This window comes from Marinomonas atlantica, assembly GCF_001639725.1.
In the GTDB taxonomy this organism is placed as follows: domain Bacteria; phylum Pseudomonadota; class Gammaproteobacteria; order Pseudomonadales; family Marinomonadaceae; genus Marinomonas; species Marinomonas atlantica.
On sequence record NZ_LTAW01000003.1, the window covers coordinates 315,667 to 337,784 of the forward strand.

Consider the following 22,118-nt stretch of genomic DNA (forward strand, 5'->3'; position numbering starts at 1 on the left):
AGGTATGTGGTTTTATTTCGGTTGAGCGTCTAGGGATTGACCATTAACATCTGCACTGTCATTGCCCATTAGGTAGAGATAAATGGGCATGATGTCTTCAGGTGTTTTGAGGGTATTAGGGTCTTCTGCTGGGTAAGCAAAGGCTCTCATGTTGGTGCGAGTGGCGCCAGGGTTGATAGCGTTGACGCGTATTTGAGATATGTTTTCAAGTTCGTCAGCCAGTAATTGCATCATTGCTTCTGTGGCAAATTTTGAAACCGCGTATGCTCCCCAGTACGCCTTAGCTTTTCTGCCAACAGATGAAGTTGTAAATATGATGGAAGCGTTTGAGGCTTTTTGTAGAAGCGGAATGAGTGCCTGATTGAGCAAAAATGCTGCGTTGACGTTGACTCGCATGACTTGCTCAAATGTACTTGTCTCATAGTTTGCTAGGGGCGTGCGATCTCCTAGCAAGCTGGCATTGTGCAGGATACCGTCGAGTCGACCAAACTCACTTTCAATTGTATTAGCCAGCTCAATGTAATCATGCTCGACTGCTGTATCAAGATTGAGTGGTACGATGGCACCTTGTGGATAACCTGAGCTTTCAAATAGATCGTAAACCTCTTCAAGCTTTTTGGTGGTACGTCCTAAAAGGATAACAGTGGCACCATGGGATGCGTAGGTTAGGGCAACCTGTCTGCCAATGCCATCGCCGGCTCCGGTTACTAGAATTACTTTTTCTTTTAACAGATCGTTCGGCGCTTGGTAGTCCAGCATCTTAGACCTCCTAGTTTTTCGTCGGCTTTTGAGTGTGCATTAAGTAGTTAACAGACACATCGCGATCATTCAATTTGTAGACCTTAGTAATTGGATTATAGGTCATTCCTGTCATATGAGTGACATCGAGTCCAGCTTGACGTGCAAATTGAGTCAATTCTGATGGTTGAATGAATTTTGCATAGTCATGGGTGCCTTTTGGTAGCATCTTCAACACGTATTCAGCGCCTACAATAGCAAAAAGATAGGCTTTTGGGTTGCGGTTGATGGTTGAGAAGAAGACGTGGCCACCAGGTTTACACAATTTCATACAGGCGCGAATAACAGATGCTGGATCCGGCACATGTTCTAGCATTTCAAGACAGGTAACCACATCGTATTGTTCTGCTTCGCGTTCAGCAATTTCTTCAGCGGTGATGCGCTCGTAATCGATTTCAAGGTCACTTTCTTCGAGGTGAAGCGTTGCAACGGCAAGAGGTGCTTCGCCCATGTCAATACCTTTAACGGTAGCTCCCATTTGGGCCAGAGCTTCTGAAAGGATACCGCCGCCACAGCCTACATCAATGGCTTTTTTGCCATTTAATGCTGCTCGCTCATTGATGTAGTTGGCACGCAGTGGGTTGATATCATGAAGAGGTTTGAACTCACTGGTCTTATCCCACCAGCGACTTGCTAGCGCTTCAAATTTGGCGACTTCATCTGGGTCTACATTGGTGGAGTTGGTTTGATTTGAGGTCATCTCTTGTTCCTGTTGTATCGTGGCTACTGCATTAACGATTAGGTGAATTCCTATTATTCGAGCGCTCGCCGCTATTTGGATCATGGCATTATAGCGATTCTATGGTTGGCGACAAACTTGGATGATGATTTGAACGAGGCTTTTTTATAAATATTGATCATTACCATCTGTTTCAAGCTCTTTTAATGACATAAGTGTGTGGGTTTATGATTCCCGCTTTGATGAAAATAAATGCGCGATAGATAATGGGTGTTCAGGTTTCGCTTGTGGTATAATGCCGCGCTTACAAAAAGATGGCCGGAGCGGTTGTATTGTTATCTTGCTCCAAACATAAGGAACGGTAGTATCTATGGGTGAATTAGCCAAAGAAATTATTCCCGTCAGTATCGAAAATGAGCTGAAAGGTTCGTATCTAGATTACGCGATGAGTGTCATCGTAGGGCGCGCATTGCCTGATGTTCGAGACGGTTTGAAGCCTGTTCACCGTCGCGTGCTGTATGCGATGAATGAACTTAAGAATGACTGGAATAAGCCCTACAAAAAATCGGCTCGTATCGTCGGTGACGTGATCGGTAAATATCACCCTCATGGTGATTCTGCTGTTTATGAAACCATCGTTCGTATGGCGCAGCCATTCTCAATGCGTTACATGCTGGTGGATGGTCAAGGTAACTTCGGTTCTGTAGATGGTGATAGTGCCGCAGCCATGCGTTACACCGAAATCCGTATGGCGCGCATATCGCACCATATGTTGATGGACTTGGAAAAAGAAACCGTCGACTTCGTGCCTAACTATGATGGCACTGAATTTATGCCTGGCGTACTGCCAACGCGTATTCCTGGGCTGTTGGTAAACGGTTCTGCAGGTATCGCCGTAGGTATGGCCACCAACATACCTCCTCACAATTTGGGTGAAATCATTGATGGCTGCCTAAACGTCATTGATAACCCTGAAATTACCATCGATGAGTTGATGGAGTTTGTGCCTGGTCCTGATTTTCCTACCGGTGCTTTCATTAACGGCCGTGCTGGTATTGTAGAAGCCTACAAAACAGGCCGGGGTCGTATTTACATGCGTGCTCGTCACCATGTTGAAGAGATGGAAAAAGCCAATCGTCAGGCGATCGTTTTTACTGAAATTCCATACCAGCTAAACAAAGCTAAAGTCATTGAAAAAATTGCTGAGTTGGTAAAAGAAAAGAAAATTGAAGGCATAAGCGAGCTGCGCGACGAGTCTGATAAAGACGGTATGCGTATCGTTATTGAACTGCGTCGAGGTGAAAACCCAGATGTAGTAGTCAATAATCTATTCACTCAAACTCAGCTGCAATCTGTTTTTGGTATCAATATGGTGGCCTTGGTTGATGGTCGTCCAGAATTGTTGAACCTAAAACAAATTCTAGAATGCTTCGTGAAACACCGTCGTGAGGTTGTGACACGTCGTACGATTTACGAGCTTCGTAAAGCTCGTGAGCGTGGCCATGTTCTAGAGGGCTTAGCGGTTGCACTGGCGAACATTGATCGAGTTATTGAGCTGATCCGTCAGTCACCTACTTCAGCTGAAGCGAAAGAGAAACTGATCTCTGAAAGCTGGGAACCAGGCAATGTAAATGCCATGCTTGAGCGTGCGGGTGCTGATGCTTGTCGTCCTGATGACTTAGATCCTGCTTACGGCTTTAATGGTGATGTTTATCATTTGTCTCCAGAGCAAGCACAAGCAATTCTTGATTTGCGCCTGCACCGTTTGACAGGTTTGGAACACGAAAAACTTTTGGGCGAATACAAGTCTCTAATCGACTTGATTGCTGAGCTGTTAGAAATTTTGGGTAATCCAGATCGTCTAATGGAAGTGATTCGCGAAGAGCTTGAAGATGCGCGTGATCAGTTTGGTGATGTGCGTCGTACTGAAATCCTGACGTCGAAACAAGATTTAACCATTGCTGACTTGATTGATGAAGCGCAAATGGTGGTGACGATTTCGGATACAGGTTATGCGAAAACACAGCCGCTAGAAGAATACAAAGCCCAGCGCCGTGGTGGTCGTGGCAAGTCCTCATCAGGTATGAAAGACGAAGACCATATCAGTCACCTGTTGGTAACAAGTAGTCATGACACCGTTATGCTATTTAGTAACTTCGGTAAAGTGTATTGGCTGCGCGTATTTGAAATTCCAGTCGGTAGTCGTGCTTCTAAAGGTCGTCCAATTGTTAATCTATTGCCATTGGCAGAAGGTGAACATATCTCTGCATTGTTGCCGCTAACAGCGCCTGAAAAAACGGATGCAGATACATACGTTGAAGAGTCAGATGAAACGGCGAGTAGCTATATTTTCATGGCGACTGCCAACGGTACTGTTAAGAAGACGGCAATGGAGCATTTTGCCCGTCCTCGTACAAGCGGCTTGATTGCATTGAACTTGGATGATAGTGATGCACTGGTTGGTGTAGCGCGCACGTCCGGCGAAGACGATATTATGCTGGTGTCGAGCTCAGGTAAAACGATTCGCTTTAAAGAAACAGATGTTCGTCCTATGGGGCGTACGGCAGCCGGTGTACGCGGTATTAAATTGCCCGAAGAGGCCAAAGTAGTATCGCTGATTGTACCGAGTGCTGAAACAGAAACGGCGGTCTTGATGGCATGTGAGCATGGTTACGGTAAACGTACCATGATCAGTGATTTCCCTGTTTACGGCCGTGGTGGGCAAGGTGTTATTGGTATTCAAGTGTCCGAGCGTAACGGCCCAGTAGTGGGTGCGACGCAAGTTGAAGAGTCGGATGAAGTTATTTTGATTACTGATATGGGCACCTTGGTTCGTACGCGTGTTTCTGAAATTTCTTGCCAAGGTCGAAACACTCAGGGTGTTACCTTGATTCGACTGTCTAATGAAGAAAAATTAGTCGGTGTCGAACGTGTTGTTGAAGATGACGATGCGGTTGTTGAGATCGAAGAGGTGGAAGCGGATGCAGAAGTAGTCGAAACAACGGATGATCTGACGAGTACCCCCCCAAGCTCAGAAGAGTAAAAAATCCCATGGCGCACCTCGGTGCGCCTTCTTTTGTGTTGTAGTGACACATACTTAAATGAGGTTTAAGGCAGAATGAGCCGAGTTTATAACTTTTGTTCTGGTCCCGCCGCGCTTCCAGAAGCTGTATTAGCAAAAGCGCAAGCAGAGCTCCTTGATTGGCATGGAAAAGGCGTGTCAGTCATGGAAATGAGCCACCGTAGCGATGAGTTTGTTTCGATTTTGGCCTCGGCTAAAGCCCGACTCAGTCGTTTAATGAATATTCCAGATGATTATGAGATCGTGTTTACGCAAGGCGGTGCTTCTGCATCTTTTGCTCAAATTCCGGCAAATTTGACCTCAGGGTTTGATTCAGCATGCTACTTAGATACTGGTGCTTGGTCTACTAAGGCGCTTAAAGAAGCGAGTAAGTACACCAATGTCATTTTGTCGGGTTCATCAAAAGATGTGAACTACACCACCGTTCCAGACTTTTCGTCCCTAGTGTTAGATGAAACCGCTGCATATTTGCATCTGACACCGAATGAAACTATTGGTGGATTAGAGTTTGAAACATTGCCTGAAACAGGCTTACCTATTGTTGCTGATCTATCTTCTACTATTTTGTCCCGACAGATAGATGTTTCTAAATACAGCATGATTTACGCAGGTGCCCAGAAAAATGTTGGGCCTGCAGGTGTAGTGATTAATATTATTCGTAAAGACCTATTAGCGCGCAGTGATAACGATTCTTTGCCGACGGTTTGGTCATATGAGAATCTTGCAAAGAATGACTCTATGATAAATACACCGCCTACCTTTGCCATTTATTTGGCCGATCTAGTCTTTGAGTGGCTAGAGGGGCAGGGTGGAGTGTCTGCTATCGAGCAAATTAATATCGAGAAAGCCGCGTTACTATACGGCACTATTGATAACAGCGCTTTTTACTCAAACCCAATTGATGTTCGTTACCGTTCTCGAATGAACGTGCCATTTATTTTGGCAGACGAATCCCTAGAAAAAACTTTCCTAGCCGAGTCAGAGGCAGCCGGGCTGAAAACACTTGCTGGACATCGTTCGGTAGGTGGTATGCGTGCAAGTATCTACAATGCGATGCCTAAAGCGGGTGTTGAAGCATTAGTAGACTTCATGCTGGCATTTGAGAAACGCTACGGTTAATTGTAATTAGGACAAACGCTCTATGACGATAAAAAAAGACACAATCCCGATGACGTTGCCATTGTTACGTGATCGAATCGATGCAATTGATGCTCAGATTCAAGATTTGATAAATGAGCGCGCCGCGTGTGCGCAAAAAGTGGCAGAGGTTAAGCTTGCGGAGCAAGGTGATCATAACGTTGTTTTTTATCGTCCAGAGCGTGAAGCTCAAGTGCTTCGTCGCGTTATGGAGCGTAATAAAGGACCGCTAGGCAATGAAGAAATGGCGAAGATTTTCCGCCAAGTAATGTCTTCTTGTTTGGCTTTAGAGCGCCCTATGCGCATTGCTTTTTTAGGGCCTGAAGGTACCTTCACGCAGCAGGCAGCGTTGAAACACTTTGGTCAGTCCATTGTGAGTGCGCCAATGGCCGCTATTGACGAAGTCTTTCGCGAAGTAGAGTCGGGTGCCGCTAATTACGGTGTGGTGCCGGTAGAAAATTCTACCGAAGGCGTTGTTAATCATACGCTGGACAGTTTCCGTGGTTCGCGCCTAAAAATTTGTGGTGAAGTAGAAGTTCGTATTCATCATAATTTGTTGGTGGCACCTAATATTGCACCTGATGATGTGACACACATCTATTCGCACCAACAATCTTTGGCTCAATGTCGAGCTTGGCTTGATCGTTACTGGCCTCATGCAGAGCGCGTTGCGGTAAGCTCTAATGCCGAAGGTGCGCGTTTAGCTGCTGAGGCAGGTAAGAATGGCAAAGCCGTCGCAGCCATCGCTGGTGACATTGCTTGCCAGCTTTATGGCTTAGAGGTGGTGTCGGCTAATATTGAAGATCACCCTGAAAACACTACTCGTTTCTTAATTATTGGCAATGAAAAAGTACCTGCGAGCGGCAAAGATAAAACATCTTTGTTGGTGAGTGCGAAAAACGAGCCGGGTGCATTGTACCGCTTACTCGAGTCGTTTGAGCGTCACGGTGTTGATATGACGCGTTTGGAGACACGCCCTTCTCTTATTAGTAAGTGGGGATATGTGTTTTATATCGACTTCTGGGGGCATTGTGAAGACGAAGCGTGTCAAGTTGTAATTGACGAGCTGCGTGAACGTGCATCGGAAGTAAAAGTGCTTGGGTCTTACCCAGTCGCTGTGCTTTAAGCGCTTTGCTCAATACGTTATAAGGCGCTTAGTATGTATGACAATAAGAGAGAGTTCGGTAATGTCTTAATCGTTGGGTTGGGCATGATCGGCGGTTCTTTCGCAAAAAGTTTAAAGCAACAAGGCTTGGCAACTTTGTTTGGTGCTGATCGTCGTGTTGGTGAATTGACCTTAGGGGTATCAACGGGGGTCATTGATTACCCGGCTCAATTAGACGAAGTTACCATCAGTAATATGGACATCATTATTTTGGCAACGCCTGTTCGTGCCATGGAGTCTGTATTAACTGAGATTAAATCGTATATTAAACCAACCACTCTGATTACCGATGTTGGTTCGACAAAGGGGAGTGTCGTCGCTGCAGCTGCAAAAGTGTTTGGCGAAGCCCCCGCGAACTTTATTCCAGGTCATCCTATCGCAGGCGCTGAGAAAAGCGGCGTGCTTGCTGCTAATCCACATCTATTTGAAAAGCATATGGCGATTGTCACTCCATTACCATACTCCGATCCTGAGCTACTTGATCGTCTTTATCGGCTATGGCGTGCAGTCGGGTCAGATGTTGTGAGTATGGATGTGGATCATCATGATCATGTCTTAGCTGCTTCGAGTCACTTGCCGCACTTGTTGGCGTACACGTTGGTCGATACGTTGGCCAATGCTGATCGCAGTCAAGATATATTCCGGTTTGCTGCGGGTGGTTTTCGTGATTTTACACGCATTGCATCAAGTGACCCTGTTATGTGGCGCGATGTGTTTCTAGCGAATAAAGATGCCACGCTGGCAACGCTTGATTTATTTACTGATCGTTTATCTGACATGCGACAGGCAATTGTTGATGCAGATGGTGCTTCAATGTACGGAGTGTTTACTCGTGCGAAATCCGCTCGAGATCATTTTTTACGATTGTTAGAGCAGCGTACCTTGGGTAAACCGCAAGAAAAGCAGTTGTCAATTTCTGTTAGCCCGGCATCAGCTATCAATGGTGATATTAAATTAGTCGGTGACAAATCTTTGTCACATAGAGCCCTTATCATGGCGGCCTTGGCTGATGGTGTTAGTGAATTAGCTAACGTGGATTTGGCGGGCGACGTAAAAGTCACCATGCAGGCACTCAAGGATATGGGGGTCGTGATTGAAGAGTTTGGCTACGGTTCTGTGCGGGTGCATGGGGCCGGACGAACGGGCCTTCGAGCTCCGATAGCGCCCATTAATGTTCATGGTTCTGCGACAAGTTTGTATTTGCTTGCGCCAGTATTAGCTGGGCAAGCATTTCCTGTTGATGTGTTGGCTGATGATTCTCTTCTTAACACTCCGTTTACGAATTTATTAAGTTTGCTAAAAAGTGCGGGGGCGGCGGTCTCTTCAGGGGCGGCAGATTGTTTGCCATTTAAGTTTGTACCGTCTTCCATAGGCCTGGTTTCTGGGAAATTGCCAGGACCTGCATCCTCAAGACTAATGTCATCTGCAGTATTGCTGAGTCTATTTGCGCAAGATGACTCTAGTTTTGAGTCGACAATGCAATTTGACGAGCAGGTGCGCGCGTTGTTCGCCAGCTTTGCTGTTGAAATTGAAGGGCAGGCCTCTATAACAGTTCGAAAAGCTCAGTTAGAGGCTGCTAATATTGAGTTGCCGTCTGATATGCAGAAAAGCCTATGGCTTGTGTTGCTAGCTTCTTTGCTACCTGGTTCAGCTTTACAGCTGCAAGGCGTGACGCATTCTGGACGCATGGGGGCTTTGTTGGATCTGCTGCAGCAGAATGGCGCCAAGTTAGAATGGTGTGGTGAGCCTTTGGGTGTCTTCGCAACTCAAAGATTACGTGTATCATTTGCAAAATTGCGTTCTTTTTCGCTAAGCGCAGAGCAATCTTATGAATTTCGCGAGTTTTTGCCATGTCTTGCCATGGCTGCCGTTTATGCGGAAGGAGACAGTCAGTTTGAGGCTGTGTCGAATTTGCCTTATTTCTATGAGGATCGCATGACAACATTAGTTGATGGCGTTAACCATATCGGTGGTGTTGGAGAATGGCACGCCGGAGCCTTATCAATAAAAGGAAGTACTCCTCATGGAGGGGATTTGGACAGTGCAGGGAATGAGCTTGTTGCATTGGCATTTTTGCTGCTTGCTGCTCGTTGCCGCAATGGAGCGACAGTCAGAGATTGTCAGAGATTGTTAGCACAAATTCCAAACTTAGAAGAAATTGCGACAACACTGGGTCTGAAGTGCTCAGTGCTTAGCTAAATAAGAGGAACAGTTATGATGAATCAAGCCCCAGTTATTACGATTGATGGCCCTAGTGGTGCTGGTAAAGGCACAGTAAGTCAATTGGTCGCCGAAAAGCTGGGTTGGCATTTGCTTGATAGTGGTGCGCTTTATCGCTTGTTGGCTTTAGCGGCGTCCCATCATGGTATTGAAAGTGATGACGTGGAAGCGCTCAAAGTTCTTGCTGAGCATTTAGATATTCAATTTAAGCAATCTGAAGATAGTAAGGTTGAGATTGTGCTTGAAGGTGAAGTCGTTACGCAGGCGATCCGGACGGAAATAGTCGGTAATCAAGCGTCTAAGTTGGCCGCTATTGCTGATGTACGTGAAGGTTTATTGTTACGTCAGCGTGCTTTTGTGCAGGAACCAGGTTTGGTTGCTGATGGTCGTGATATGGGAACCGTTGTGTTTCCTGAGGCGAGCATCAAAGTCTTTTTGACGGCAACACCTGAAGAGCGCGCGCAGCGTCGCTTGTTACAGCTTGAACAGAAAGGGGATGTGGTCGATTTTGATGCGTTAGTTAAAACCATTAAAGAGCGTGATGAGCGAGATGCAAATCGTGCTGTTGCTCCCTTGGTGCCTGCGACTGGTGCTCTTGAAATCGATAGTACAGATCTGTCAATTGATCAGGTTGTGGATATTATCCTGTCTGAAGCGGCAAAAGCCTCTTACATTTAAGTTTGAACTGTATTTATGTTCAATCTTTGTGCTAAAATAGATCGATTAAATTAAGTCGATTTGGGGCCAGCAAACGCCAAATCGCAAACAATGTAAATTAACCCCACATAAGCTGGCGATGTGGCAGGGAACATTTAGTTGTTCCGTGTATATAGGAATCACAATGACTCAAAGCTTCGCAGAACTGTTTGAAGAAAGCCTTAAAACCGTAGAAATGGCTCCAGGCTCGATTGTTACTGGTCTAGTTGTCGATATCGACAGCGACTGGGTAACTGTTCATGCAGGTCTAAAATCTGAAGGCGTTATCCCTCGTTCTCAATTCCTTTCTGAGACAGGCGAATTCACTCTAAACATCGGCGACGAAGTTAAAGTTGCTCTTGATGCTGTAGAAGATGGTTTCGGTGAAACTAAACTTTCTCGTGAGAAAGCTAAGCGTGCTGAAACTTGGGCTGTTCTTGAGCAAGCCTACGAAGAAGGTGAAATCGTTAAGGGTGTTATCAACGGTAAAGTCAAAGGTGGCTTCACTGTGGATATCGCTAACATCCGTGCTTTCTTGCCAGGTTCTTTGGTGGATGTTCGTCCTATTCGCGACACATCTCACCTTGAAGGTGTTGAACTTGAGTTCAAACTTATCAAGCTTGATCAGAAACGTAACAACGTTGTTGTATCTCGTCGTGCCGTTATGGAAGCGACTAACAGCGCTGAGCGTGAAACGCTTCTTGCTAACCTTGAAGAAGGTCAAGAAGTTAAAGGTATCGTTAAGAACCTTACTGATTACGGTGCATTCGTTGACTTGGGCGGTGTTGATGGTCTTCTACACATCACTGACATGTCTTGGAAGCGTATCAAGCACCCAAGCGAAATCATCGCTGTAGGCGATGAGATCGACGTTAAAGTTCTTAAGTTCGATCGTGAGCGTAACCGTGTTTCTCTAGGTCTTAAACAACTTGGTGAAGATCCATGGGTTGCAATCAAAGCTCGTTACCCAGAAGGTACTAAAGTTACTGCACGTGTAACAAACCTAACTGACTACGGTTGCTTCGCTGAGCTTGAAGAAGGTGTTGAAGGTCTAGTTCACGTTTCTGAAATGGATTGGACTAACAAAAACATCCACCCTTCTAAAGTTGTTCAGATCGGTGACGAAGTAGAAGTTATGATCCTAGACATCGACGAAGAGCGTCGTCGTATTTCTCTAGGTATCAAACAGTGCACTCCAAACCCATGGGAAGAGTTCGCTACGTCATTCAACAAAAACGACAAGATCTCTGGCGCTATCAAGTCTATCACTGACTTCGGCGTATTCATCGGTCTTGATGGTGGTATCGACGGTCTTGTTCACCTATCTGACCTATCTTGGGAAGAAGCTGGTGAAGAAGCTGTACGTAAGTACAAGAAAGGTGACGTTCTAGAAACGGTTGTTCTTTCTATCGATGCTGAGCGTGAGCGTATCTCTCTAGGTGTTAAGCAGCTAGAGCAAGATCCTTTCGTTGCATTCGTTGCTGAAAACGACAAAGGTGCGATCGTTACTGGTACTATTGGCGAAGTAGATGCTAAAGGTGCTGTTGTGATTCTTTCAGAAGGTGTTGAAGCTTACTTGAAAGTTTCTGAAATCAGCCGCGATCGTGTAGAAGATGCTTCTACTGTTCTTAAGCAAGATGAATCTGTTGAAGTTGCGATCACGAACGTTGATCGTAAAGCTCGCACTATCGCTGTTTCTATTAAAGCGAAAGATGCTACAGAAGAGAAAGCGGCTATTAAGTCTCACTCTGAAAAGCAGCAAGCTGAATCAAATGGCCCGACGACAATCGGTGACCTGATCAAGGCTCAACTTGAGAACCAAAACTAATTCTATTTAAGAATTAAGTTTTTTAAAAAGCGGACCTTCTGGGTCCGCTTTTTTTATGTGTTTTTTCTAGATCAGATTGACAAATAAACTATACACAGAAGATGTGGATAAACGTGGGTATAGCTTTTTTGTTAGCGAAACGATGCGAGTAGTGTTTTGATGTCTTCTTCGTCCCACTCTTCTTTTTCAAGCAGTTCAGCCACTTCTTGGTTGTTCTGAATTAGGTTCAAATTCTTCTGAAATTTAGCGAAATGGTATTCTTTTATCAGCTTTTCATCGTATTCTGAGCGATAAATCTTAGGTGTCTTTGGTTCCTGCTCTTCTTTACATTGCGGTCTGCCTTTTAAGTTATTCACAGACTTATAAGCATTTAGCATTTTTGACTTATTCATACTATTCACCCACTGGGTACTCTATCTCTGTGATTAAAATATGGTCGCTGCTGACAGTCCACTTTATATTGGTGTTCCATAGCAAGTTGCCATGTATTCTGCCATCAGCATTTGTGAGATAGGAAGGTCTTGGATCTTGTCCAATAACTTGTTCTATCAAAGGGATTAATTCTCTCTTGTACTCTTTTTTATAGGCAATTGCCTGAGCTAATGCCAGTTTTGAGAGTAACACAGGCGTAAGAGGAGCAGGTTCAGGAGCAAACCCGCCCTGCGCATGATGTAGTGCGTCGGCATAAGGTAGATAGGGTTTTATATCGATTATAGGGGTTTTATCTAATAAGTCGGCCCCGATGATATCAATAAAGATGCGTTTTTTATCTTGTCGAATGCCACATACCTCAACGACTGATAATCCAATTGGGTTAGGGCGGTGAGTAGCGCGTGTTGCGAAAACGCCTACTTTCTTGTTGCCACCTAATCGCGGCGGCCTGACTTTGGCCTTCCAATGTTCTTGAATGCATTGATGAAAGATAAAATGTACCCAGATATGTGAAAAGCCTTCCAGTCCATCCAATACATCCATACGGTTGAACGGAGGCAGTAGTTCAATTGATGCAGCAGCCTCAGTGACAAGGCCTGGTTGACGAGGGATACCAAATTTTTCTTTGTAGCAAGAGTGAGTAACTCCAATCTGCTGAAATTGAAATGTGTTCGTCATAGGTAAATTAATCGTTTAGGTGTTGAATAATTGAGAATCAGATTGAATAAGATGTGGTAGTATACCGCTTATCTATTTTTATAGCGTCCCATCAAGGGAAATGACATCGCTGGATAAAGAAGAGAGTGAATAATGTCCTTAGAATCTTACATGAATGAAGTTGGTCAAAAAGCTCGTGCTGCATCACGCCAATTGACTCGTGCCACGACAGAGCAAAAGAACAATGCGTTGTTCGCTATGGCGGATGCTTTGGAGTCTGCACGACCTCGACTTAAAGAAGAGAATGCTAAGGACTTGGAAAATGGTAAGAAAAAAGGTCTAGAAGCTGCTTTGCTTGATCGTCTTGAGCTAAACGACGCACGTATCGACGGCATGATTGAAGGCCTGAAGCAGGTTGCGTCATTGCCAGATCCAGTGGGTGAAATTACCGATATGGTTTATCGTCCATCAGGGATACAGCTGGGCAAAATGCGTGTGCCATTGGGAGTGATTGGTATCATTTACGAATCTCGTCCAAACGTAACGATTGATGCGGCCAGTCTATGTTTAAAGTCTGGCAATGCGACGATCTTACGAGGTGGCAGTGAAGCGTTTTACTCGAATCAAGCGATTGCGCAAGCCGTTCAGTCTGGTTTGGCGGCAGTTGGTTTGCCAGAGGATGCGGTACAGGTGATCAATACAGTTGATCGTGCAGCCGTTGGTCTTTTGATTACAATGCCTGAATTTGTCGACGTTATCGTGCCACGCGGTGGTAAAGGCTTGATCGAGCGTATTAGTAACGATGCGCGAGTGCCTGTAATTAAGCATCTTGATGGTAACTGTCATGTATACATTGATGACGAGGCCGATCTTGAAAAAGCGTTTAACATTTCTATAAATGCTAAAACTCGCCGTTATGGCGTGTGTAATGCGATGGAGTCATTGCTGGTTAACCAGAGTATCGCTCAGGATATTTTGCCACGCCTAGCTGACGCCTTGGTTGAAAAAGGGGTCGAGCTTGTTGGTTGTGAGCAAACACGTGCTTTGATTAATACGCAACCCGCTACTGAAGACGATTGGTATACCGAATATTTAGGTCCAAAGTTGTCCATTAAATTAGTGGACGATATGGATGAAGCTATCGCTCATATTAATCAGTATGGCTCACATCACTCTGATGCGATTGTGTCGCAAAATTACTCCAAAACGCGTGCCTTTATGGCGGAGGTTGATTCTTCTTCGGTGATGGTCAATGCTTCAACAGCGTTTGCGGACGGTTTCGAGTATGGGCTAGGGGCAGAAATTGGTATTTCTACCGATAAAATTCATGCTCGTGGCCCCGTTGGTTTGATCGGACTAACAAGTCAAAAGTATGTCGTATTAGGCGATGGTCACACACGTGACAACTGAGTTATCTGATATACAACAGAAAGGAACGGTTGTGATGGGGGGGACGTTTGACCCTATCCATCATGGCCATCTGCGCTCTGCCGTCGATATATTAGATTATTTTCAGTTCAATAATCTACGTTTAATCCCTTGTTATCAACCTGTTCATAAAGGTCAACCTTCTGTCAGTGCCGAACAGCGCCTAGAAATGGTGAGGTTAGGAATTCAGGCTGATGAGCGATTGAGTGTTGATAAGCGAGAAATAGCAAGAGAAGGGCGCAGTTACAGTATTGATACTTTAGCGCAGTTGCGTCATGAGTTAGGCGCAGACGAACCATTGATTATGGTCGTTGGGATGGACAGCTTTCTGTCGCTTCCGACCTGGTCTCGTTGGCAAGAGTTATTGAGTGTAGCACACATCTTGGTCATATCTCGACCCGGGTGGGAGCCTGACTTTATTTCCAGTCTTGAGTCTTTTTATGAAAAGCATCGAGCCAAGAGCGCGGCTGAGTTACAATGCGCGCCCGCTGGAAAGATATGGATGGAGAGTTTTACACCTCTTGCGATTTCATCAAGCCAAGTACGAAACCTTTGTCGCAAAAAAGCGTCTATAGCGTACTTGGTTCCAGAAACTATACAGCGTTTCATTGAAACGCATTCTTTATATAAATAGGGTTATCCGAAACTATGAGCCAAAACCAATTATCTGCTGATCAAATTCTCGAACTTGCTGTGGAGTCATTAGAGGATGTGAAAGGCGATAACATCACGGTACTTAACGTAAGTGAATTAACCGACATGATGGATTTCATGGTCATCTGCACGGGTACATCAAAACGTCATGTTAACTCACTGGGCCAAAATGTAGTCGAGCACGCTAAAGGCAAAGGTCTTCAGCCATTAGGCAGCGAAGGTCGTGAGATGGGTAGCGATTGGGTTCTTGTGGACTTATACGATGTTGTTGTACACGTTATGACAGAAGAAGCACGTTCGTTCTACGACCTAGAAAAACTTTGGGATATCAAGCCAGAGAAGCGTTAAGGTTATGACATGCGCGTTAGATTGATTGCTATTGGTACGAAAATGCCAAAATGGGTCGTTGAAGGGTACGAAGAGTACGCTAAACGCCTACCAAAAGACTTCTCTCTTGAATTAGTTGAATTACCTATGTCTCCTCGTGGGAAAAACACTGACATTGCAAAAGCCATTCAAAAAGAAGGTGATGCAATGCTGGCGGCGATTCCCTCTGGAGATAAAGTTATTGCTTTGGAAGTTTTGGGAAAAACTTGGAGTACTGAGCAGTTAGCTGAGCAGACATCTCACTGGCGTATGGATGGTTATAACATTTCTTTATTAGTAGGGGGGCCGGATGGACTGGACCCCCGCTGTACCGCACGTGCGGATCAAGCTTGGTCACTTTCTAAGCTTACACTGCCTCACCCTATGGTGCGTATTTTATTGGCTGAGCAGATTTATCGAGCTTGGACACTTATGAATAATCATCCATATCACCGTTAGAGTTCTGTTGTGGGCAAGCATCATCAAGTTTTTCGAAATCATCGTCAAGAACATTCCCTGACCAAAAGTAGGGTAGTCGTCGCCGCGATCTTTGTGTTGATGATGGTTGGCGTATTAATGGGGCGCTTATTTTATCTACAAGTTGTCGAGCACGAGCTGTATCAAACGAAAGCAAATGACAATCGTGTCATGCTAATTACTGAGCCTCCGCCTAGAGGTCTTATTTTTGATCGTAATGGCGTAGTGCTGGCTGACAACCGTCCTATACACAGTCTAACAGTGATTCCTGAGCGAGCGCTTAGTCTTCCTAAACTTAAAGAAGCATTGAATGAGTCGATAGATATAACCGATGAAGAGTGGGCCGATTATGAAGACCGCTTGAAAGACTATCGTCGTCCATATCAATCCATTACTTTGAAATCTCAACTTTCAGATGAAGAGTGGTCCAAAGTATCTGTTGACCTTTATCGACTTGACGGTGTTCAAGTTGAGGCGCAGTTAACGCGCTATTATCCTTTTGGCGAAGCGTTTGCTCATGCTGTTGGCTATGTGGGACGAATTACAGCTAAAGATCTTAAGCGAGTTGATCGAGCGGCTTATCAAGGTGCGCTGTTTATCGGTAAAACAGGAATTGAAGAATATTACGAGTCTACGCTTTTTGGTCATCCAGGTATCTCAAAAGTTGAAGTAAACGCTCGTGGACGGATTATGTCTGAAATTGAGCGTCAAAACCCTACCCCTGGAAAAGATCTCCATCTTTACATGGATGCCCGGTTACAACAGTATGCTTACGATTTGTTAGGAAATTATAAAGGATCGGTCGTAGCCATTGATCCTAGTAATGGCGGTGTGCTTGCTATGGTGTCCAAACCTGGCTTCGATCCCAATGCATTTGTGCGCGGCATTTCCGTTAGTAAATATGCTGAACTTAGAGAAGATAAACGCTTGCCTCTGTTTAACCGCGCTCTACGTGGTGGCTATCCTCCAGCCTCGACAATCAAGCCTTTCATGGGGTTGGCAGGATTAGAATATGGTTTCTCTTCGTGGACAGAGACCTATTATGCTCGTGGTTACTATCAAATTAATCCTAATGGACGACGTTACCGAGACTGGAAGCGTGGGGGCCATGGCTGGATAGATCTTGAACGATCGATCATTGAGTCTGTAGATACTTATTATTATCAACTAGCCCATAAAATGGGCATTACGCCGATTCACACATTCTTATCAAAGTTCGGTTACGGACAAACTTCTATTTTGGACTTAAATGGCGCAAGCGCCGGTTTGCTGCCGTCTAATGAGTGGAAGAAGGCGCGATACAAAGAGCCTTGGTATCCAGGTGACTCAGTAAACGTAGGTATCGGTCAAGGTTTTATGGTGGCTACGCCCATTCAAATAGCCACTGCCAATGCAGCTATGGCCGCTCGTGGTCATATGTACTATCCGCGAATGGTAAGTCAGATTGCTGATGAGCCTGCAACGTTTCAAGGTAACGATGGTGTTGAACATGAGATTAAGCTTAAAGATCAACGTAATTGGGAGCGTATGGTCAATGCCATGGAGAAAGTTGTAACAGACTCACGTGGTACTGGCCGTCGATTACAGGGAGCGGATTATAAAATCGCGGGTAAAACGGGGACGGGTCAAGTATTTAGTCTACAAGAGGATGAAGAGTATGACGCTGATAATTTAGATAAGCGCCTTCATGATCATGCTTTGTTTATCGGTTTTGCGCCTGCAGATGACCCGAAAATCGCTGTGTTTGCTATTTTCGAAAATGGTGGCAGTAGTTCTAAGCCAGCGGATCTAACAAAAGCTCTGTTTGATGCGTATTTATACGACAAATACCCGAAAGAATACGACTACTTCAAGGAACCGAGCCGATGAGTTTGCAGTTTTATCAGCGCATATTGGTGTTCACCAATGCTCGACTGTGGCGTTTGACACATGTTGATGTGTTGCTATTGGTAGCACTGCTGATTTTAATGTCGGGAGGCCTATTTATTTTGTACTCGGCTTCGGGGCAAAACGTAGCAATGGTTGAGCGTCAATTAATTCGTTTAGGCATCGGTATGGTTGTTTGCCTTGCTTTAGCTCAATTACCACCTAAGTACATGCGAAGAGCCTCTCCATTTTTATTTGTTTTCTTGGTTGGTTTGCTGGTTTGTGTATTGTTATTTGGGGTAGGTGCCAAAGGTGCCCAGCGTTGGCTAGCTTTACCAGGAGGACTGCGGTTTCAGCCTTCTGAAATTATGAAAATTGTCATGCCTATGATGGTTGCTTGGTATTTCGCGAATCGACAATTGCCACCGAGTTTGAAAGAAATAGTAACGGTGTTAGTGATCATTACTGTGCCATCTTTGATGGTGGCAAAGCAGCCCGACTTGGGGACGGCTCTGTTGGTCGGTGTTTCGGGAATATTCGCCTTGTTTTTAGCCGGTATAGGTTGGCTTTATATTTTGGGGGCGGCGGCTATAGCCCCCATTGCAGGCTACTGCTTATGGCATGTTATGCATGACTATCAAAAGCAACGAGTATTGACGTTTTTAAACCCAGAAAGCGATCCACTTGGATCTGGCTGGAACATCATTCAGTCGAAAACAGCCATTGGTTCTGGAGGACTGCACGGTAAAGGTTTTCTAGAAGGGACTCAGGCACAGTTAAATTTCCTCCCTGAAAGTCATACAGACTTTATTATCGCCGTATTGGCGGAAGAGTTTGGCATGGTAGGGTGTGCTTTGCTTATGTGCGCGTATTTGCTGGTAATTGCTCGGGGTTTGTTTATTGCTGCATACGCTGAGGATAACTATGCTCGATTATTAGCTGGCAGTATTACGTTAACGTTTTTTGTGTATATGTTTGTAAATATTGGCATGGTTTCTGGGATCTTACCGGTTGTAGGTGTACCGTTACCTCTTGTGAGCTATGGTGGTACATCCATCATTACCATCATGGCGACATTCGGAATTTTAATGTCGATTCAAACTCATAAAAGGGCAAGGTAATGTTTACGAGAGTGTTGGCCATTAGTTTGGCAATTGGATTGTATGGCTGCTCTACAGTGAGTAATCATGTAGAGGCACAACCCACTCCTGGAGTCGTGAAAAGTGTGCCATACAGTGATTTACCCGAAGTTCAGAAATTCATCAATAAGATGGCGAGCCAGCATAACTATGATCGTCACTTGCTTTTATCAATGTTCTCTAATACCTACAAACGAGAGCAGGTAATCACTAAATCAAATAATCAGCCAGAGGTACTCACGCCTTATCACAAATATCGTGTGAACTTTATTGATCCTTATCGTGTCCAACAAGGCGTCAAGTTCGCTCAGCGAAACAAAGCTTGGTTAGAGCAGGCTGAGCGAGATTACGGTGTTGATTGGCAAGTCATTGTTGCTTTGCTAGGTGTAGAAACTGCGTATGGTAAAATAACGGGTAACCGCGATGTATTTACATCGCTTACCACGTTGTCTTTTGATTACCCTAGACGTGGTGTGTATTTTAAAAGTGAGCTAGAAGCTTACTTGCTGTTAGCTAGAAACCAAGGCTGGACTTTAGGGGAAACCAAAGGTTCTTATAGTGGTGCGTTGGGTATGGTGCAATTTATGCCAAGTAACCATATGAAACTTGCTGTGGATTATGACCAAGATGGTCGGATCGATCTTTGGAATTCTGAGGCCGATGCTATTGGCAGTATTGCCAATTATTTACGTCATCATGGTTGGCAATACAAACAGCGCGCTGCAATCCCAGCACGTGTTGATCAACCTGAGCAAGTATCAGAGCTTGTAAATAAAGGCCGAGCGCCGCTGTATTCTATGAATGAATGGAGTACCAAAGGTGTATGGGCCACAACAGATTATGCAGCAGGTAAAACGGGCTTAATTGGGCTGCGTGAAAGTGAGGAGGAGGTCGACTACTGGCTCGCCTACGAGAATTTTTTCACGATCATGGATTACAACCCAAGTCGCCGTTATGCCATGTCTGTTTTAGAATTAGCGAATAGGATTGCACAGCATGAAGGTGGCTAAATACTTTGGCTTAATCTCTGTCATTGGCCTGACCGGTTGTATGAGTACTGAGCATATTGGTGGTAAAAGTGGTTCAATTGACTATGAGAAGGCTTCAGGGGGTGGTCGCTACAGCATTTTGCAGGATCACGCCCCAAGTGGTGATATCAAAGTTGACCATTTGCCTGATTTAATTCCAAAGTATGAAGCCAAAAGTCGTGGTGGCAATAAGTCCCCTTACACGGTTTGGGGAAAGAAGTACTATGTAATGAATTCGGCGGAAGGCTACAAAGCAGAGGGTACTGCGTCATGGTACGGTCAGAAATTCCATGGTCATAAGACATCAAATGGGGAAACTTATGACATGTATGCGTTTTCAGCAGCGCATAAATCATTGCCGTTACCGACCTTTTTAAAAGTGACCAACCTAGCTAATCAGCGCTCTGTAGTCGTCCGTGTAAACGATCGAGGCCCCTTTCATGGAGATCGTTTGATCGATTTATCTTATGCTGCTGCAGCGCGTTTGGGCTATCACAAAAAAGGATTGGCTCGGGTTCGTGTTGAAGCCATTACCCCTAAACCTGGTCAGCGTTATGTCGCTTCTGCTGCCGCTACACCAGTGGTCTCTACACCAGCGGTGGCGGTAGTTAAGCCTTCTGTGGCAGTCAATAATGTGCCTTCGGCATCAAAAGGATTGTCAAATGACTTGTTGTTTAGTCATTTACAGATGGGCGCGTTCTCGCAAAAAAACTCAGCTGAAAGGCTTAAGCAAAAATTATTTGAGCGTTTTGATACATCGATTAATATCGAAGTACTGCATGCGGATGATGGTTTATATAAGGTTCTGGTTGGACCTTACGAAAGTGATCAACTGCTGTCAGGCTGGCAGCAAAAACTTGAGCAAGCCGGCTTTGGCAAAAGTGTAAAAGTCGCGTTAGCTCCTTAGAGAATTTTATCGAGGCTAGAGATTCCTAGCTCCCTTTAGTATCATTCCTGTCATCACGGATTAGGCTAAGACGTTTAAAAAATATGAAACGACTGTTATCTCTTTTTATCATCACAATTTCCTTCATGGTTTCTGTAGCGCAAGCTGCACCATCACTGATTCCTGCGCCACCTCAACTGTCCGCGAACAGTTACGTGTTAATGGACGCCTATACAGGCGATGTTCTGGTTGAACATAATAGTCGTGAGGAGCTACCACCTGCGAGTTTAACGAAACTGATGACCGCTTACATTGCTGAGTATGAGCTTGCTAAAGGCAACATCTCAATGAATGATCAGGTCACTATTAGCGAAACAGCATGGCGTATGGAAGGTTCGCGTATGTTTATTCGTGAAGGTACTCAAGTCCGTCTTGAAGACCTGATGCGCGGTATTATTATTCAATCTGGTAACGACGCGAGTGTGGCCGTTGCTGAGCACATTGCGGGTGGCGAAGCGGCCTTTGCCGATTTGATGAATCAACATGCAAAACTATTGGGCATGAACAATTCGCACTTCGTAAACTCAACGGGGTTTCCTGCAGAAGGGCATTATTCAAGCGCCTTAGACATTGCTTTATTATCGCGTGCGACAATTGTGCATTTCCCGCAAAATTACGAATTGTATTCTGAGAAATACTTTACCTATAACGACATTCGTCAGCCGAATCGAAACAAACTACTGTGGCGTGACAAAACAGTAGATGGCTTGAAAACAGGTCATACTGAAGCCGCTGGGTATTGTTTAGCCGCGTCCGCAGTTCGTAATGGTACGCGTTTGATCGCCGTTGTTATGGGCACAAGCTCTACAGAAGCCCGAGCAGCAGAAACGCAAAAACTTTTGAACTACGGCTTCCGTTACTATGAAACACGTAAACTATACAGTGCAGGCCAAGTTTTGAGCGATGCGCGTGTATGGGGTGGTGAAGTTGATACGGTAAAAGTTGGTTTCTCTGAAGACGTATTGGTGACCATGCCACGTCAAAATGCGGATTCTATTCCTGCTTCTTTGGATCTTAAGTCTGAAATTGAAGCGCCTATTGCCGCAGGTGATGTACTGGGTAAAATTATTGTCGGTACGCCCGAAAATATTTTGCTTGAGCGTGACGTAGTAGCACTAGAGCCAGTTTCTGAAGGCGGCTTCTTCAAACGTTTATTCGATAAAGTTAAATTGTTCTTTATGAACTTGTTCTAAAAAGGGTTAGCAGCAAAAATGGCTTTAATTAATCAAAACGGTGTTGTTGCCAAGGAAGCGCCAGATGCCCCTAAAATCGAGTTTCCTTGCGACAACTATATGATTAAAGTTGTCGCAATCGACAGTGATGACACGCATCTCAATGTTTTTGAGTGTGTGCGCCTGCATGCACCGGAACTTGATGATTCAGCGATCAGGAAGAATGTGTCTTCTAAAGGGCGCTTTGTAAGCTTTACTTTCCGCATCACTGCGCAAAGTGAAGACCACTTATCGCGTTTGCATAAAGATCTCATGGCTGTTGATGTCGTAAAAATGGTTATGTGATTC

General features: G+C 44.9%; 20 protein-coding genes. 16 read left to right on the forward strand and 4 right to left on the reverse strand.

Annotated elements, in window-relative coordinates:
• Nucleotides 1-12: 12 nt before the first annotated feature.
• Entirely contained in the window at nucleotides 13-759 is a 747-nt protein-coding gene (locus tag AYW75_RS06620) for a YciK family oxidoreductase (protein WP_067097195.1), read from the reverse strand.
• A gap of 10 nt (nucleotides 760-769) precedes the next feature.
• A complete protein-coding gene (gene ubiG, locus AYW75_RS06625; RefSeq protein ID WP_067097197.1) occupies nucleotides 770-1,498 on the reverse strand; it encodes a bifunctional 2-polyprenyl-6-hydroxyphenol methylase/3-demethylubiquinol 3-O-methyltransferase UbiG in 729 nt (242 codons plus the stop codon).
• Between the two features lie 349 nt (nucleotides 1,499-1,847).
• Here ubiG and gyrA point away from each other — a divergent pair, with 349 nt between their 5' ends.
• The 6 genes from gyrA (at nucleotide 1,848) to rpsA (ending at nucleotide 11,605) form a co-directional block, all read left to right on the forward strand.
• Nucleotides 1,848-4,520 carry a DNA gyrase subunit A gene (gyrA, locus tag AYW75_RS06630; RefSeq protein ID WP_067097200.1) on the forward strand — a complete coding sequence of 891 codons (2,673 nt, stop codon included), beginning with the start codon at nucleotides 1,848-1,850 and terminating at the stop codon, nucleotides 4,518-4,520.
• Between the two features lie 75 nt (nucleotides 4,521-4,595).
• Entirely contained in the window at nucleotides 4,596-5,678 is a 1,083-nt protein-coding gene (serC, locus tag AYW75_RS06635) for a 3-phosphoserine/phosphohydroxythreonine transaminase (protein WP_067097203.1), read from the forward strand.
• Nucleotides 5,679-5,700: 22 nt separating this feature from the next.
• Nucleotides 5,701-6,822, forward strand: coding sequence for a prephenate dehydratase (gene pheA / locus AYW75_RS06640; protein WP_067097206.1), 1,122 nt, complete (start codon nucleotides 5,701-5,703; stop codon nucleotides 6,820-6,822).
• Between the two features lie 33 nt (nucleotides 6,823-6,855).
• A complete protein-coding gene (locus AYW75_RS06645; protein WP_067097209.1) occupies nucleotides 6,856-9,060 on the forward strand; it encodes a prephenate dehydrogenase/arogenate dehydrogenase family protein in 2,205 nt (734 codons plus the stop codon).
• A gap of 15 nt (nucleotides 9,061-9,075) precedes the next feature.
• A complete protein-coding gene (cmk, locus tag AYW75_RS06650) occupies nucleotides 9,076-9,759 on the forward strand; it encodes a (d)CMP kinase (protein ID WP_067097212.1) in 684 nt (227 codons plus the stop codon).
• Between the two features lie 163 nt (nucleotides 9,760-9,922).
• Nucleotides 9,923-11,605, forward strand: a complete 1,683-nt coding sequence (gene rpsA / locus AYW75_RS06655; RefSeq protein WP_067097215.1) for a 30S ribosomal protein S1 — start codon at nucleotides 9,923-9,925, stop codon at nucleotides 11,603-11,605.
• A gap of 131 nt (nucleotides 11,606-11,736) precedes the next feature.
• On the opposite strand, the gene AYW75_RS06660 is transcribed toward rpsA, so the two are convergent.
• Both AYW75_RS06660 and tsaA read right to left on the reverse strand, forming a co-directional pair.
• Nucleotides 11,737-11,997, reverse strand: a complete 261-nt coding sequence (locus AYW75_RS06660) for a hypothetical protein (protein WP_067097219.1) — start codon at nucleotides 11,995-11,997, stop codon at nucleotides 11,737-11,739.
• A gap of 1 nt (nucleotide 11,998) precedes the next feature.
• A complete protein-coding gene (gene tsaA / locus AYW75_RS06665; RefSeq protein WP_067097223.1) occupies nucleotides 11,999-12,715 on the reverse strand; it encodes a tRNA (N6-threonylcarbamoyladenosine(37)-N6)-methyltransferase TrmO in 717 nt (238 codons plus the stop codon).
• 132 nt (nucleotides 12,716-12,847) lie between these two features.
• Here tsaA and AYW75_RS06670 point away from each other — a divergent pair, with 132 nt between their 5' ends.
• From AYW75_RS06670 to AYW75_RS06715, 10 genes are all read left to right on the forward strand, one after another.
• A complete protein-coding gene (locus tag AYW75_RS06670; RefSeq protein WP_067097225.1) occupies nucleotides 12,848-14,104 on the forward strand; it encodes a glutamate-5-semialdehyde dehydrogenase in 1,257 nt (418 codons plus the stop codon).
• Nucleotides 14,094-14,756 carry a nicotinate-nucleotide adenylyltransferase gene (gene nadD, locus AYW75_RS06675; protein ID WP_231886158.1) on the forward strand — a complete coding sequence of 221 codons (663 nt, stop codon included), beginning with the start codon at nucleotides 14,094-14,096 and terminating at the stop codon, nucleotides 14,754-14,756. The genes AYW75_RS06670 and nadD overlap by 11 nt, the downstream gene beginning before the upstream one ends.
• A gap of 14 nt (nucleotides 14,757-14,770) precedes the next feature.
• Nucleotides 14,771-15,124 (forward strand): ribosome silencing factor, encoded by a 354-nt coding sequence (rsfS, locus tag AYW75_RS06680; RefSeq protein ID WP_067097231.1) that lies wholly within the window; start codon nucleotides 14,771-14,773, stop codon nucleotides 15,122-15,124.
• Nucleotides 15,125-15,133: 9 nt separating this feature from the next.
• A complete protein-coding gene (rlmH, locus tag AYW75_RS06685) occupies nucleotides 15,134-15,601 on the forward strand; it encodes a 23S rRNA (pseudouridine(1915)-N(3))-methyltransferase RlmH (protein WP_067097234.1) in 468 nt (155 codons plus the stop codon).
• Nucleotides 15,602-15,610: 9 nt separating this feature from the next.
• Complete coding sequence (mrdA, locus tag AYW75_RS06690) at nucleotides 15,611-17,488, forward strand: penicillin-binding protein 2 (protein ID WP_067097237.1); 1,878 nt, start codon at nucleotides 15,611-15,613, stop codon at nucleotides 17,486-17,488.
• Nucleotides 17,485-18,606, forward strand: coding sequence for a rod shape-determining protein RodA (gene rodA / locus AYW75_RS06695; protein WP_067097240.1), 1,122 nt, complete (start codon nucleotides 17,485-17,487; stop codon nucleotides 18,604-18,606). The genes mrdA and rodA overlap by 4 nt, the downstream gene beginning before the upstream one ends.
• On the forward strand, nucleotides 18,606-19,634 hold the full coding sequence (gene mltB / locus AYW75_RS06700; protein WP_067097243.1) for a lytic murein transglycosylase B: 1,029 nt from the start codon (nucleotides 18,606-18,608) through the stop codon (nucleotides 19,632-19,634). The genes rodA and mltB overlap by 1 nt, the downstream gene beginning before the upstream one ends.
• On the forward strand, nucleotides 19,621-20,559 hold the full coding sequence (locus AYW75_RS06705) for a septal ring lytic transglycosylase RlpA family protein (protein WP_067097246.1): 939 nt from the start codon (nucleotides 19,621-19,623) through the stop codon (nucleotides 20,557-20,559). The genes mltB and AYW75_RS06705 overlap by 14 nt, the downstream gene beginning before the upstream one ends.
• An 83-nt stretch (nucleotides 20,560-20,642) precedes the next feature.
• Nucleotides 20,643-21,791 carry a D-alanyl-D-alanine carboxypeptidase family protein gene (locus tag AYW75_RS06710; protein WP_067036207.1) on the forward strand — a complete coding sequence of 383 codons (1,149 nt, stop codon included), beginning with the start codon at nucleotides 20,643-20,645 and terminating at the stop codon, nucleotides 21,789-21,791.
• An 18-nt stretch (nucleotides 21,792-21,809) separates the two neighbouring features.
• Entirely contained in the window at nucleotides 21,810-22,115 is a 306-nt protein-coding gene (locus AYW75_RS06715) for a YbeD family protein (RefSeq protein ID WP_067097250.1), read from the forward strand.
• Nucleotides 22,116-22,118: the final 3 nt, after the last annotated feature.